This is a genomic window from uncultured Aquimarina sp., from assembly GCF_947496855.1.
GTDB lineage: Bacteria > Bacteroidota > Bacteroidia > Flavobacteriales > Flavobacteriaceae > Aquimarina.
The window spans coordinates 396,743-413,528 of sequence record NZ_CANMED010000004.1; the positions used below are offsets into that span (position 1 = coordinate 396,743).

9 protein-coding genes are annotated in these 16,786 nt (G+C 34.7%); 8 read left to right on the plus strand and 1 reads right to left on the minus strand.

Features of this window, described 5'->3' with window-relative positions:
- The first annotated feature begins 11 nt into the window (after positions 1-11).
- The 8 genes from Q0921_RS14185 (at position 12) to rlmB (ending at position 15,925) form a co-directional block, all read left to right on the plus strand.
- A complete protein-coding gene (locus Q0921_RS14185; RefSeq protein WP_299257894.1) occupies positions 12-3,191 on the plus strand; it encodes a SusC/RagA family TonB-linked outer membrane protein in 3,180 nt (1,059 codons plus the stop codon).
- 12 nt (positions 3,192-3,203) lie between these two features.
- Positions 3,204-4,787 carry a RagB/SusD family nutrient uptake outer membrane protein gene (locus tag Q0921_RS14190; protein ID WP_299257896.1) on the plus strand — a complete coding sequence of 528 codons (1,584 nt, stop codon included), beginning with the start codon at positions 3,204-3,206 and terminating at the stop codon, positions 4,785-4,787.
- Between the two features lie 75 nt (positions 4,788-4,862).
- A complete protein-coding gene (locus Q0921_RS14195; RefSeq protein WP_299257898.1) occupies positions 4,863-8,141 on the plus strand; it encodes a VCBS repeat-containing protein in 3,279 nt (1,092 codons plus the stop codon).
- Between the two features lie 280 nt (positions 8,142-8,421).
- Positions 8,422-11,652, plus strand: a complete 3,231-nt coding sequence (locus Q0921_RS14200; protein ID WP_299257900.1) for a SusC/RagA family TonB-linked outer membrane protein — start codon at positions 8,422-8,424, stop codon at positions 11,650-11,652.
- A gap of 18 nt (positions 11,653-11,670) precedes the next feature.
- The gene (locus Q0921_RS14205; protein WP_299257902.1) at positions 11,671-13,287 is read left to right on the plus strand and encodes a SusD/RagB family nutrient-binding outer membrane lipoprotein; all 1,617 of its coding nucleotides are present in this window, start codon (positions 11,671-11,673) and stop codon (positions 13,285-13,287) included.
- Between the two features lie 17 nt (positions 13,288-13,304).
- The gene (locus Q0921_RS14210; RefSeq protein ID WP_299257904.1) at positions 13,305-14,216 is read left to right on the plus strand and encodes a hypothetical protein; all 912 of its coding nucleotides are present in this window, start codon (positions 13,305-13,307) and stop codon (positions 14,214-14,216) included.
- Positions 14,217-14,220: 4 nt separating this feature from the next.
- A complete protein-coding gene (locus tag Q0921_RS14215) occupies positions 14,221-15,105 on the plus strand; it encodes a hypothetical protein (RefSeq protein ID WP_299257906.1) in 885 nt (294 codons plus the stop codon).
- Positions 15,106-15,190: 85 nt separating this feature from the next.
- On the plus strand, positions 15,191-15,925 hold the full coding sequence (gene rlmB / locus Q0921_RS14220; protein ID WP_299257908.1) for a 23S rRNA (guanosine(2251)-2'-O)-methyltransferase RlmB: 735 nt from the start codon (positions 15,191-15,193) through the stop codon (positions 15,923-15,925).
- Between the two features lie 16 nt (positions 15,926-15,941).
- Here the strand turns inward: rlmB and Q0921_RS14225 are convergent, their stop codons facing one another.
- Positions 15,942-16,685, minus strand: coding sequence for a rhomboid family intramembrane serine protease (locus Q0921_RS14225; RefSeq protein WP_366520021.1), 744 nt, complete (start codon positions 16,683-16,685; stop codon positions 15,942-15,944).
- Positions 16,686-16,786 lie beyond the last annotated feature (101 nt).

The following is a 16,786-nucleotide window of genomic DNA, read 5'->3' on the forward strand; positions in this document are numbered from 1 at the left end:
TTAAAACAACAATGAAATCACACAAAAATCGAATTCTGATGCTTTTTATAGCATTAGTCACGCAAATCTCGTTTGCGCAAGAAAGCACTGTAACGGGTAAAGTTACGGACGACACAGGCATACCACTACCTGGAGTAAACATAATAGTAAAAGGAACAAATAGTGGAACTCAGTCAGATTTTGACGGTAAATACACTATAAATGTTAGCTCTGGAGCAGTTTTAACTTTTAGCTATCTTGGTTTTGCTACTAAAGAAGTTACCGTTGGAAGTAACAATCAAATTAATGTTCAACTTTCAGAAGATGCTGCAGCTCTTGATGAGGTAGTAGTAACTGGTGTTGCCTCTGGGACCAGCAAACGCAAATTAGGTGTTTCTGTAAACTCAGTGAAGGCTGAAGATTTACAGGTTCAAGGCGCCCAATCAGTTGATCAGGCATTACAGGGTAAGATCGCTGGTACTATTATCCAGTCTACAACAGGTCAACCTGGACAACAACAAAATATAATTCTCCGGTCAATTAATAGCTTGAACTCTTCCCAGCCAATGATATTAATTGATGGAATTCAAGTTTCCACCTCCCAAACCAGTGTTGGTGGTGCTTCCAATCAGAGTTCTCGTTTAGCAGATATTGACTTCACTAACATAGAAAGAGTAGAGACAATATCAGGTGCTGCAGCCGGTACCATATATGGTGCTCAGGGAGCAAATGGTGTTATCAACATTATTACCAAAAAAGGTAAAGCTGGAGCTCCAAAGGTAACTATTAGATCCAACGTCAGTATCGCTTCTGCTATTACAAATGATGATGCAAATAGAGCAACTTTACATCATTATTCTACTAATCCACAAGGTTTTTTAATAGATCTAAACGGAACCCCTGTTACGAATCTAAATGGCAACTCTCAATATTTAGCAGTTGATCCAAACGAAAGAGATGTAAATGGAACAATGCTAGGAGCACAAGGTATTAATGACACACCATTCGCCGAACCAATCTTTTTGGCAACGGACATTTTGTTTAATGACGCATTTAACAGCACAACAGGAATAACAGTTTCCGGAGGGTCTGATAATATTACATACTTAGTTGCGGGTAACAGATCAGAGCAGGAAAGTGTTCTCGTAGAAGGCAAGTATGTAAAATATGACGCGCGATTAAACCTAGGTTTTGATTTGGGTAAAAAAATAAAAATAAACACCAGATTTGATGTCATCAACAGTACCAATGACACAGGAACTAATACTGATAATGCAAATGCCAGCAATCTAATCAACAATGTATTTCAGAATTTACCTCACGTAAATTTCTTTAATAGAAATTCTGATGGTGACTTAACGGTTTCTCCTGATGCCACTGATCCAAATTCTATTAATCCATTTTTCTTTAGAGAAACTCAAACAAGACAAGATAATATCACCCGTTATCTGGCTAATTTTGACTTAACATACAAACCTCTTGATATCCTTTCGCTTAACATGAAATATGGATATGACACTTACATACAAAACTTTACTTTTTTTCAAGAAAACCAAAGCAATCATTTACAATCAGGTTCGATCCCTACAAATATCACAGGAATCATTAATCAGATAGATACTCAAGAATATTTTCAAAACTTATTACTATCAGCAAATCTAACATTAGATTTCGATGAAGACCTAAAGCTGAATGTACCTATTACGTCTACTACGACTTTTAATTTTGACTGGAGAGATCAAGAACTAAGACAGACACTTGTAACAGGTACAAATCTTCCTGCAGGACCTTTTGGATCCTTTAATATAAATCAAGCTGTCGTAAAAACCTTTAATGGTTTTCTTGAATCTCCTTTTAGAACCTATGGATTTTTAATCAACCAAAAATTTGATTATAAATCGTTATTCGGGTTCTCAGGTGGTTTTAGGAGAGATTTTTCCAATAGATTCGGTAATGGTTTAGACTTTACTTTCCCACGTGCTGATGCGTATTTCAATATTGCAGAACTTTTTGACTCTAAAACTATAAACTCATTAAAATTAAGAGCTGCATATGGTGAAGCAGGGATACAACCCCTATTTAGCCAAAACATCTTTACGTTTGCCTTAACAACAGTAGGTAGTGAAGCTTTATCCAGTATCCCATCTACGGTTTCTAATCCGGATCTTGAAGTTGAAACATCTCAAGAAACTGAGGTTGGTATTGACTACACCTTTACTCCTAGCGATGGTGTTTGGTTTAATAGAGTGGATGGTTCCATCAATTACTTTGACCGTAAAACAGAAGGGGCTATTTTTGATTTGGGAATCCCTACGAGCACGGGTGGTTCTGCAGTTTTCGACAACTCTTATGATATTAGTAGTGATGGTATCGAAGCCTCAATAGATCTTGGAATGTACAATTCTCAAAAAACTAAGTGGGATTTTGGGGTACGTTTTACAAAATCTACAGCCACATTGGACAGAATAGAAAATGGGCTTCCGGTAGTAGTTAATGACAATTTTGTTTTACAAGAAGGCGAGGAGATCGGTACATTTTCAGTTTTTCCTGTTATTACCAGTCTGGATGCTGTAGACAACAGTGGAAATAGAATTATCCCAGCTGCTGACGTAGATGATTTTACTATAGCGAGCTCAGGGTATGTTGTAAATAAGAATACTGGTAATGTAGTTATTGGCCCAGATAAAGAGGTAAGAGGTAGTACACAACCAGATTTTGTTTTAACTTTCTTAAATGACGTTTCTTTATTTAACGATATTGTAGGGATTTCATTCCAAATTGATTGGTTTCAAGGTTTAGATGTATATAATAGAGCAAGACAATGGCTATACAATAATGGATTGCATGCTGACACTGCTGTACCTGTTTCTATTGAAGATCCTACCGGGACGGTTCAAACGGGTGCTTTCGTAAGTTATTACACATCCCTTTACAACACAAATGTACCTACTTCAGAATTTGTTGAAGACGGATCATTTATACGTTTCAGAGATATTAGTCTTAGATTTAAAATTAATAAGTTACTTAAGGCAGATATCTTCGATCAAATAAACTTAACTGTTTCGGGGAGAAATCTTATCACCATAACAGACTATAAAGGTTTAGATCCTGAAGCAGCAAGAGGCTTTGGAAACACCTTCCAGAGAGGATTTGATGAATTCACACACCCAAATGTAAAGAGTTACAATTTTGGATTAAATCTTACATTCTAAAAAATAAAAACTATGAAAAGTTTATTTAACTCAATAGTATTTCTATTAATACTAACCTGTTTTACAGGATGTCAGGATAACATACTTGACACGGACATTGACCCCGTAGATAACAATCTACCAACTATCGCTTCATTAGGAAATGTTGATGGACTGACTACTTTTTCGAAAGGAATTTATGACTTTATTTCTTCTGAAGATGTTTTCGAGAGTGTAGGACCAGAAAAAGAAAGTCCTATGCTATGGTTTACTTATGGATACCACGAAACTATGGGAGATGTACTTACTATGCCTTGGGGTAATTTTGGTGGAAGATGGGTAAATCAAACAGAATCCATTGTTTTAGACGATGGAACTGTTGTTACCCCTCCAGCAGGAGGGTCTCAGCCTGGTGAGATCGCAATTAGAAACACCCGAGATGCTGGTAGTGACAATGCTTTGCAATACGAATGGAGAGATATGTATAGTACCATAGTACAAAGTAACACTATTGCAGAAGCGTTACCAGAGCTACCAGCTGACGACGTAACTAAAAATGCTTTTCTTGCCTGGTCTTTATGGTGGAAAGCGTATGCTTACAGTAGATTAGGATCGTTATACGAACGCGGTGTAATTAATGATAGTGGATTAATTACAAACCCCACTTCTGTCCCAAGCACAGCGTTTGTTGCAAATACTGCAATAATTGCAAAGTCTAATTCCTTATTAGATGAATTAGAATCTCTTTTAAACAGCGTTACAAATGACGGCAGTTTTGACAGTACTTTCACAAGTTTCTTTCTTGGTCATATTGGAGATCTGGGTAAAGCTGGTTTACTAGAAAATATCAACACCTTAAGAGTTCGAAATCTTGTATACAACACAAAGGTTGTTGACATGAGTGCTACTGATTGGAATGAAGTGATTACTCTAGCTAATAATGGTGTTTCCTTAAATGATAATGCTTTTGTTATGAGGTCAGAATCTTCGTTTATTGCGAATGGTTGGTTACCATCTGCTGTATTAGGTTTTTGGTACTTTCCGAGTGATCGTTTAATTCAAGATATAAATCCTGGAGATGAACGGTTCGACGAATACTTTATCCAAGACCCAGATGATGGATTTCCTTTCCCTAATCAAAGAGGTAGAGGAATACAATATGGAGCCTCTTATTTTTGGCAGGTAGAATCGCCAATCCAATCGAATGAAGCTGAAGAAATAGCAATGTATTATGCAGGTAGTTTTGAAGAAAATCAATTATTTTTAGCAGAAGCCAAAGTGAGAACTAACGATATCGAAGGCGGCCTTGTTCATTTGGATGCAGTAAGAACCCTTCAAAACTCAGGATTAGCCGCTACCGTTGGAACAGGTTTAACCCAAGATCAAGCCTTAGAGGAAATTAGAAAAGAACGTCGTTTAGCACTAATTTTTAGAGCTGTTTCCTTTTATGACGCTCGTCGTTACGGTATAGCTTCCGGTTCTAGAACGGGAGCACGTGTACTAGATCAAAATGCTGTACTAAACACAAATGCTACGATTAATTATGGATATCTGGAATATTGGCCAGTACCTGCATTCGAATCAGATTTTAACAATATTCCATCATCTTTAGAATAACAAAACGAACTAAGTTTTTTTACACAATGAAAGAGGTTGTTCAATAAACAGCCTCTTTTTTTTTAATTTTAAGTAATGAAAAATATCTTTAAAATCCTGATATCGCTTCTTTTCTTAACTTCCTGCACTGAAAAAGAAACTTTACAGCCTTCCTTTTTATTTTCAAAATTGGATAACGAATCCACGGGAATAAATTTTCAGAACAACATTTTAGAGGATAGTAAGCACAACATCGTGAATTACCTTTATTATTATAATGGAGGAGGAGTATCTGTTGGAGACATTAATGATGATGGTTTACCCGACCTTTATTTGACTTCCAATAGAGAAAAAAACAGACTTTATCTAAATCAAGGTAATTTAAAATTTAAAGACATTACTGAAAAATCAGGAACTGGTGGAAACTCTGATTGGAATACTGGCTCTACAATGGTTGATATTAATGGAGATGGTTTGCTTGATATCTACGTCTGTGCCGTAACTAAAATACTAGGGTTTAATGGCAGTAATGAATTATTCATTAATAATGGAGACGGAACCTTTAGAGAAGAATCAAAAAAGTACGGATTAAACCTTAAAGGATATGCCACACAAGCATATTTTTTTGATTATGACAAAGATGATGACTTAGATGTTTACATAGTTAATCATGCATTACACACTAAAACCTCTCATGGCCCCTCTTACATAAGAAGAAAAAGAGTTGAATTTATTGGTGATCGATTATTGAGAAATGACAATTCCTTTTTTAAAGACGTAAGTCTTGAGGCTAAGATTTATGGAGGAGCAAATGGGTACGGACTTAGCGCAGCAATTGCAGATTTTAATAATGACGGATGGGATGATATATATGTTTGTAATGATTTTCATGAAGATGACTATTACTACATAAACAATGGAGATGGCACTTTTAAGAATGAACTATCTAAAAAATTTGCCTATACCAGCAGGTTTTCTATGGGTAGTGATGTAGCAGATGTAAATAACGACGGATATCTGGACTTAATTACATTAGACATGCTTCCAAATAATGAAAAAGTATTAAAGCAATCAGACGGAGATATTTCATACGATACTCAAGACTTTCTTATTAAACAAGGGTACCAAAAACAGTATGCTAGAAATATGCTTCAATTAAACAATAAGGGAACTCATTTCACTGAGACAGGGTTATACAACAACGTAGCCGCTACAGACTGGAGCTGGTCACCACTTTTTGCTGACTTCAACAATGATGGCCATCAAGATTTATTTGTAACAAATGGAATCGCCAAAAGGCCAAATAATCTAGACTTTATGAGGTATCTCTCTAATTCATTTAAAACAAAGTCTCAAAATAAAAGTAATAATGATTGGCTAATTAAATCATTAGCTGTTATGCCGACAGGGGAAGCTCCAAATCAAATCTTTGAAGGAAATTCTGAAATCTTTGTAAACAGAACAGGAAATTGGATTGCCAACACTCCTTCTCTATCAAATGGTGCTGTATATGCCGACCTAGATTTAGACGGGGATCTAGACATCATCACTAACAACCTTAATAATGATGCTAGTATCTACGAAAACAATTCCGATTCTACAAACAACAACTCTAATCTATCTATAAAACTTAACTACAAGAAGTTCAACAAATTAGGCATTGGCTCCAAAGTATATCTATACAGCAAAAGAAACATTCAATACAAGCAACTATTTTCTTCAAGGGGGTTCATTTCTTCCGTAGAACCAAAACTTCATTTTGGTCTAGCACATAATGATAAAATAGACTCCATTGTGATTGTATGGCCTAACCAAACAAAACAACAATTCCTACCCGAAACTTCTTCCAATAATATTATTGTAAATTATAATAATAGCGCTAAGCCCTTCTCTACTAAAATAAAAAACAAACCGTCTCTATTTACAAAAGAAAACTTAATTCTACATAAACATCAAGAGGATTATTATAACGATTTTAACATTGACAAACTGATTCCTTATAAAGTTTCCACTCAAGGTCCAGCTATCGCTTTAAGTGACCTAAACAAAGATGGAATGGATGATATTTTTATTGGAGGTGCTTCCTACAAAAAATCTAAGTTGTTTATCAGCTCTCCTGGGGGTTACAAAGAGACAGCCATCCCGGAGATAGAAAAAGACTCTATAAGTGAAGATATAGATGCTATTTTTATAGACATCGACAATGATAATGATAATGACTTGCTAGTAGCATCGGGTATTATTTCAAAAAAAGATTCTATATATCAAAATAATCGAATATACATAAACGATGGAAATGGCTCTTTCAAAAAAGGTAACAACTTACCTAAAAACTTATTAAACACAGCCACTTTAAAACCTTATGATTATGACCAAGATGGAGATATTGACATTTTTGTAGGAAATAAATCCAATCCAAAAAATTTCGGAGAAAAAACAACCTCATACATACTTAAAAACAAGGGTAATGGTATATTTGAAAAAGACGCAGATTTCGTTGTTAAAACGATGATTACAGATGCGACTTGGACAGACATCAATAACGATGGAATTAAAGACTTGTTAATCGCCTCAGAATGGGACCACCCAAGAGTCTATATAAATCAATTAGGTAAATTACAAGAAATAGAAGAACTAAACTCACTTAAAGGATTATGGCAATCTATCGCAACTTATGACATCGACAATGATGGAGACCAAGACATCATGTTAGGTAACTGGGGATTGAATACAAAATTTAAAGCAACATCCATAGCTCCGATCAGAATGTACTATGCTGATTTTGATAAAAACGGCAAAAAAGAAACTATTCTGGCTTACCCAATAGATCAGAAATATTACCCAGTAAACTCTAAAGATGAATTAGCATCACAATTACCTATTATCAATAAATTATATAGTAGTTACAAAAGTTATGCTAACGAGACAATCGAAGACATAATAAAAAAACTCAACACTTCTTCTCCGATAACCATATATAAAATAAATACGCTAGCTAGTGGTTACGTTATCAACAATGGTAATAGCTTTAGTGACTTCAAAGAATTCCCTCCACCACTCCAATTATCGTCAATAAACTGTTTTCTAAAACATGATTTCAATAAAACAGGTAATAATCAATTACTAACCGCCGGCAATTTTAATGGTCTCAATACGTACCATGGAGTTTTTAACGCTAATACTAACTTTTTAATACACCAAAACAAACAAGTTTCTCTTATAAAATACCAGCTTTTACAGGAAATGAGCATAAATTCACTGAAAAAACAAATTGAAAAATTAAGATTAATTAACTATAAAGAAAAAGAATATCTAATCGCTCTTGCTAATGACGATAGCCTATTAATGTATAAGATCAATTTTAAAACCAAATAACACTCAAATTAAATCATAAAAAAAACATAACCATTTTAAAACTAACGTTTTCCGAAAGAAAGATATTAAATAAAAAATCATTCAAAAAAATAATAAAACATATAATAAAGTTCATTTTAGATGAACAAAAACACAAAAACCTTCCACTATAACGTTATAGTTACATTTCCCATTATATAAGCCCTAACGAAATAATAATTTAATTTTTAACTAAATAAAAGTTGTTTAATTAAGATATTATTATGATTTTTGGCATTGGCTAATTCAAATAAATTATAAAATGAGAACAAAGTTTAGAGGAATTCTAACGCTATTGCTGGCGTTTGTAGTGCAACTAACGTTTGCACAAGAAAAAACGATCTCAGGTAATGTGACCGATAATAGTGGTCTACCATTACCAGGGGTAAATATCGTTGTAAAAGGTACTAGTAAGGGTACGCAATCTGATTTTGATGGTAATTATACTATTGAAGTAAATCGAGGAGCGGTTCTTTCATTTAGTTATCTAGGTTTTACAACAAAAGAAGTTGCGGTTGGGGATGGAGACTCCATCAACATCCAACTTGCTGAAGATGCTGCTACCTTAGAAGAAGTAGTAGTTACTGCACAGGGTATTCGAAGAGAGAAAAAATCTTTAGGATATGCAGTTACAGTTGTACAAAGTGATGAAATCGAGCAAAAACCTGAATCTGATATCAATAGAGCATTAAATGGTAAAATACCTGGTGTTCAAATTACAGGAGCGGGTGGTGCTACAGGTAGTGCAACAAACGTATTCATTAGAACAAGTGTTTCTATTACTGGTAACAACCAACCACTTTATATAGTAGATGGTGTTCCTTTTGAATCCAGTCCTAATACGACTGGTGGTTTTACATCTGGTACTACGAGTACTAGTAACCGTACGCTCGACTTAAATCCAGATAACATTGCAAACATAAGTGTTCTTAAAGGTTTAAGTGCTGCCAATCTATATGGATCACGTGGTAGAAATGGAGTTATATTGATTACTACAAAAGCAGGTTCTACTGAAAAAAGTAACAAGAAATTTGAGGTGAGTTTTTCTAATACAACTTATATCACTCAAATATCTAATTTACCTGAATTTCAAAACACATATGGACAAGGAGCTGACCAAGCTTTTAATCCTGGTTTTGTTGGTAACTGGGGTGCTGCATTTTCTGATATCGATAATGTTATTCATCCTTATGCTAACGGAAGAAACCCAGGGTTTGATCAATTATTTCCTCAATTTTTTGGGATAGAAATTCCTTATCAAGCTGCAGAAAACAATGTTAAAGATTTTTTCAGAACTGGTCTTGGTAGATCTACATCTGTTGGTGTATCAAGTGCTTCTGAAAAAGGAAACTTCAGTATTAACTACAACAATACTGATGAAGATGGATATATCGAAAGTAATAATTTAAGAAAAAACAGTTTTAGTATTGGTGGTAATTTAAAATTATCAAACAACTTTAATGTTGGTGGTACTCTTAATTATGTTAATACAACTCTTAGGACTCCTCCTATTAGTGCGAGTAACGGTATTGGAGCGCTTACTATTTTCCAAAGACTTTTATTTATTCCTAGAAATATTGACTTAACAAACTTACCATTTCAAAATCCGGTTGATGGTTCTAGTGTTTATTACAGACCTGATATCGAAAATCCATATTGGTTACTTGATAATGCAGGTACTTCATCTGATACTAGAAGAACATATGGTTCTTTCAATGCTGGATATACTTTTAATGATCATATTAGTCTACAATATACATTTGGTCTTGATACCTATACAGACTTACAACGTTTTTCTGTAAATAAAGGGGCAGTTGCCAGAGCAGAATACCAAGTAGGTTACCTAAGAACAACTACATCAACAAACGAAATTTTAAATCATAGAGCTATTTTAAATTTTGATGGTTACCGTGCTGGTAACTTCAGATTTGGTGCGTTAGTTGGATTTGAGAGTAGACGTGATGAGTTTGGAAGAGACGGAATCGCAAGTACTAATCAAGTTGTATTTGGAAGACAAAATCATGATAATTATATCAATCATAACAGTCTTGACCCAGTATCGGGTGTAGATTTACAATTTAACGATGAGAGAAATGTAGTTGGTTTCTTTGGAGAAGTTAAGGTAGATTACAACGACTACTTATACGCTACAATATCAGGAAGAAATGACTGGGTGTCTAACGTTCAACCAGCAAACAGATCAATTTTCTATCCAAGTACATCAATTTCCTTTATTCCTACTTCAGCATTTGAAGGATTAAGAGGTGATGTTCTTAATTTTCTAAAAATACGTGGAGGTTATGCTACATCAGCAGGTTTCCCAACATTATTTAGAACAGCTCAACAGCTAAATTCTGTAGCTAATGCATTTGGTCCAAGTACTAACCCTACTACTACAAACACATTTTCTGGCTTTTTAGCTAATCCAGACTTAAAGCCAGAACTACACAGAGAGATAGAATTAGGTATTGAAGCAAATTTCTTTAATAGTAGAATTACATTAGATGCTAGTGTATATTCTAGGGTATCGAAAGATCAAATCTTACAACGAAATTTGGGTCCATCTACAGGGTTTTCAGCACAATTTTTTAATGCTGGTCAAATTGATGGAGAAGGTATAGAAATTGCCTTAGGTTTAACACCTGTAAAAACGGATTCTTTTTCTTGGAATATACAGAATAACTTTACTGCTGCTGAAACAGAAGTTGTAGAGATTCCTGAAGAAAGAATTTTAACATCAGGATTCGGAGGATTAGGTAACTATGCAATAGAAGGTTTACCATTAGGTGTGATCGTAGGAACTTATTATATAAGAGATGACAATGGTAACATACTTGTGGACGCTACAAATACAACTACACAAGGAAGATATTTAACAAGTAACGATGTTCCTGTTGAAGACAATTTAGCTGTTATTGGAGATCCAAATCCAGACTGGAGAATGACTACTATCAATACCTTTAGCTATAAAGGGCTTTCTCTATCAGCACAGTTAGAGTATACTCACGGTGGTGATATTCTTTCGAATACTGCCTCTAACCTACTAACAAGAGGTGTTACTAGAGATACAGAAGATAGAGAATCTACAACTATATTACCGGGTGTTGTCGGAAATCCTACTACAGGACTTCCTGTTTTGGATGCCAACGGACAACCAATACAGAATACAGTTCAAATTGGTGCAAATGACATCTATTTCCAGAATGTATTCAGAGCAAATGAAGGGCAAGTTTTTGACGGTTCAACACTAAGATTAAGAGATGTAACCTTAGCATATAAATTATCAGAAGAAATGTTAGCAAAGACTCCTTTCGGAAGTATTTCATTCGCTATATCTGGTCAAAACATATGGTACAAAGCTTACAACTTTCCTGAATATCTAAATTTTGATCCGGAAGTATTAAGTACAGGTGTTGGTAATGGACAAGGATTAGACTTCCAAACTGCTCCTACATCTAAAAGATATTCTTTTAGTATAAAAGCTACTTTTTAATAACAAATTAAATTGAAAATGAAAAAAATTAAAAATAATATAAGTAGATACTTTGTAGGGGTTGCTACATCTGTTGCCATCCTATTAGGATCTTGTGATACAACAGAGTTAGACCTTACAGTTTCGCCAAATACGCTTTCTCCTGAAAGTGCCGATCCAAACTTCATCTTAAACCAAATGCAAATTGATTTAAATCGATTGTTTGAGGGGGTTAGAGATGAAGCCACAACTACTATGAGATTGGCTAATATGTTTGGCGCATATCAGAGTAATATAGAAAATACTACATTTAATGCTTTTGCTCCTCCTTCTGATGATAATGTTTGGACAAGAGCATATCGTATAAATGGAAATAGACTTTTATTAGAATCTTTAGCGGAGGCTAATCCAGATATAGTTCAACAGAAATCAATAGGAGGATTAATAACTGCCTATACGTTTACTCTGTTTGTAGATATTTTTGGAGATATTCCATTTAGTGAGGCAAATGATTCAGGAATTCTTAATCCTTCAGCTGATGATCAGGTTGCGATTTATGAAGAGATGTTCTTATTAATTGATGAAAGCATTAGTGCATTACAAGGAGAAACCAGTAGAGTAATATCTAACGACTTGTTTTATGCTAATGGAGATTTGACGAATTGGATTAAATTCGGAAATACATTAAAATTAAAAATGTATAATCAAATTAGTAATATAGATGCTACTAGAGCAACAACAGGTATCAATGCTTTAATTGCAGGTGGTAATTTAATGGAAACTGCAAGTGACGATTTCCAATTTAGTTATACCACTGACAGTGCTCCAGCAGAAAGTAGACACCCTTATTTTACGGAAAATTATCTTCCTGGAGGTGCAGCCATCTATATGAGTAATGACTTAATGAGAAGAATGAGAGATAGTGATGACCCTAGGTTACGATACTATTTTTACAGACAATCTTTAACTGATCCATCTGGTGATGATTTGCCATGTACAACCACTTTAGCTCAATGTTACATTGGTGGCTTTTATTGGGGAAGAGAACATACTAATGCACAAGGAATTCCAGCTGATAACTTAGCCAGAACTATTTACGGTATTTATCCTGGTGGTGGAGCATTTGATAATGACAATAATACACCAGGTACTTTAAACACAGGATTAAATGGGGCCGGAATTAACCCTATCTTATTATCTAGTTATGCAAAATTCATACAAGCTGAGGCAGCTATAACTCTAGGAACTACAGGTGATCCTAGAACTCTTTTAGAAGAAGGAGTAAGAAATCATATCGCTAAAGTAATGGCTTTTGGAGCTGCAGATGCTGAAGCTGCATTTATACCAAGTACGGCTGATGTAGATACTTTTGTTAATGGTGTATTAAGTGATTATGATGCTGCTACTACCGATACGGAGAGACAGACTATTATTATAGAGCAATATTACATTACTACCTATGGTAATGGTATAGAAGCATTTAACTTCTATAGAAGAACTGGTCTTCCTGAACTTGAGGATCCAATTGATGCTTCACCATTCCCAAGATCATTTATAGTACCAGGAGATGAGGTAAATGTGAATCCTAATTTTGATTTTAATCAACTTACAGATCAAGTTTTCTGGGATAACAATCCTGCAGGCTTCATCGATTAATTTAATTTACAAAAGACATGAAAAACTTACATAAAATATTAGTCTTATTGTCATTAACCATGATTATTTCATGTACCGATGACAGTAAAAATCCTTTACCTGATTTTGCTGCTTCTCAAGGTTCATTTATTCGCTTTGTAGATGAAATAGCTCCTGCAACTGTTAGTTTTGCAGTTCCTGCTGAAGCTAGTTTATCTTTACCAATAGAGGACGTAAATGGAAACACCACTAGTTATACTTTAGATATGGTAGCAACTGTAGGTGGTAATGTTGCTATTGTAGATGATTTTATTACAATTGACAGTTTTCCAGCTACATTAACAATTAGTGCGCAAATGATAGCAGATGCTTTAAATATGCCATTAAGTGATTTAGATTTTGGTGACAACTTTGCTTTTGTTGCCGAAGCGGTGAGAAATGACGGTGTTGCATTTACTGGACAAGTTCCTGTTTTTGATGGAGATACTGGCATTCTTTCAGGTGGTAACACTTCTGCAAATCTATTAACTGGAGTATACAGAAACGCAATGGCATTTAATTTCACTTTTGCGTGTCCTGTATTTACTACTGCAGATGTAGTAGGTACTTATGATGTTCTTAATTTTAGTTTTGGTGCTACATTCCCTATCAATACTGCAACAAGAGAAATCATAGCTGGACCTGGTGATGGTCAAATCACTATTGTTGGTGGAGAATATCCTGATTATGGTGCTGATGATTTAGTACTGAATGTGAATTTCACTACTGGGACTGTATCTCGTGGTGCCGATGGACTAGCTTTTGACGCTGCTGCCGGTGCTTTCGCAACTGATAATTATGGTGATGTATCAGGATTAGTACTTCCTTGTGCTGGTGGATTAATTAACTTAACAGTTGATTTTGACGCATTTGCAGGAAATGCACATCCATTTAACCTTCAAAAACAATAATAAAATGAAAAATTATAAATATATATTATCACTATCTGTTATTCTTGCAGGATTTGCTTCTTGTGACGGTGAAGATAATGAGCTAAACAATGTAGTACTGCCAGAAGCACCTTCTGTAAATGTAACAGCTACTGTTACTCCTAGTGCTACTTTTACATCTATAGGAAGTGATTTAGACTTTGATATCTCAGTTCCTCAAGGTTTTTCTAACGACGCTATAATCCAAGTTGATTCAAAATCTGGTTCAATTCTTTCAACTACTCAGGTAAGATTAGAAGATGGTGCAACAACTGGTTCGGGTACCATCACTGTTCTAGATATAGACGCAGGGATTGGATATACTCCTGAAAAAGTTGCAATTACTGCTTCTGGAGTAAGATTGGTGACTATTGAAGGTGAAGGTACTGATGAAACAGTTACTCCTGTAGCTAATGACAATACAGCCTTAAGTTCTGAAGCAGTCATCATTGATGTTTATAACCAATTTCCAGCAGTTTCTGCTGTTGGTAATATGAATTTATTGGTAGACTGGAGTGGTGCACCTTCTAATGATCTGGATCTTAGAGGTACTCTTACTGGCCTTGGTGATATAGATCCTCCTTCTCAAACGGGAACTAGATACGAAAGCCTATCAATTGCATCTAATTTTCCAGATGGTGAATTTGTTTTTTCTGTACAGATTTTTAATACAGTAGAAACTCAAACAACAGCTGATATAGAATACACAGTATTTTATTCGTTACCAGACGGAACTGTTGCTTTCTTTACAGGTACTCTACCTGCTGGATCTGAAACTTGGGATGGCTCAGCTGGAGATTATGACTCTGCATCAATTGGGGTAGCAAGAGTTATTAAAGCTGGAACTACTTATACTGTTACTTCTCTTTAATATATTAAAATAGAAGTAACATTAATAAAACAGTAAAGGTTGCCTAATTATAGGCAACCTTTACTATTTAAAACAATACTTATTAATGAAAAACGAATCACAAATCTTTGGAATAAGAGCAGTAATCGAAGCAATTAATTCAGGTAAAACGATTGACAAACTTTTTATCCAAAAAGGTTTACAAGGAGAACTAGCCAAAGAGCTGATAAACCTACTAAACAAAGAAAGCCTCAGTTTTTCTTACGTACCTGTAGAAAAGCTTAATAGACTCACTCGTAAAAATCATCAAGGCGTTGTTGCTCATATAGCACCAATTGAATTTCAGGATTTAGAAAACTTAGTACTTCAGGTGATAGAATCTGGTAAGACTCCCCTATTTTTGATCCTTGACCAGTTATCTGATGTTCGTAATTTTGGTGCAATTATTAGAACTGCAGAATGCACGGGTGTGCATGGAATAATTATCCAAAAGAAAGGTGGAGCTCCAGTAAGTGCTGATACTGTAAAAACCTCTGCTGGTGCTATATTCAAAATTCCAATTTGCAAGGTCGATCATATTAAAGACGCTATGTTTTATTTACAAGCATCAGGGGTTCAAATAGTAGCAGCAACCGAAAAAGCAGCTTCCCCTATCTATGATATTGATGTAACCACTCCTACAGCAATAGTTATGGGTAGTGAAGGTAAAGGCATATCTAACTCTGTATTAAAAATTGCTGATCATATGGCTAAATTACCAATGTACGGAGAAATAGCCTCTTTAAACGTTTCTGTTGCCTGTGGTGTATTCTTATATGAAGCTATAAGACAAAGGATGTAAGAACCAATAAATATTACTAATTCTCTTTAGAAGAATGATCTTTAGATTTATATTCATATACTATTTCTATATCACCTTCTTCTTCTTCGGGTAGTTTTTCGATAAAATTACCATGTTCATCAAAATGATTTAGAAACTCATCATCATCAGGGTTATAATCTGAAGATTCCCAATAATATGTTTTTGGTTTGGCGATCCCTCTTTTTATCAAGAAAGCTAACAATACACCGACTATTAAACCCGATAAATGTCCTTCCCAAGAGATTTTTGGATCCACTGGTAATGTATACCAAATCATGCTACCATATATAAAGACAACTACAAATGACAATGCGATTAACCTAAAATGTTTTGCTATTATTCCTTTAAAAAACAGAAACCCAAAAAGCATATAAATAACTCCACTAGCTCCTATATGGTTTGCCGGCCGACCTAATAACCAAGTCATTGCTCCTGTAAACAAAGCTCCTAAGAATAGTACCTTCCAAGAATTTTTTGGATAAAAGAAAAAAAGCGCCATCGATAAAATTAATAGCGGCAAAGTATTATGCCATAAATGCGATAAATCTCCGTGAATAAATGGAGAAAAAAGCACTCCTCTAAGCCCTGTTAAAGTTCTTGGGTATATTCCAAAATGATTAAAATCAAAGCCAAAGCGAATCTCAAACCAAAAAGTAATCCAGATAACCAACACAAATAATAATGGATATCCAATAACTCCGGTACTAAATTTAAAATCATTACTTCCTTCCATAGTCATTTAATACAAATCAAAAAACCATCCAAAAATCAAACACCGCTAATTTGTCAGTAATTCGAACATTCAAACCATATGAAAAGTGTCAGAAACTAATTGAACAA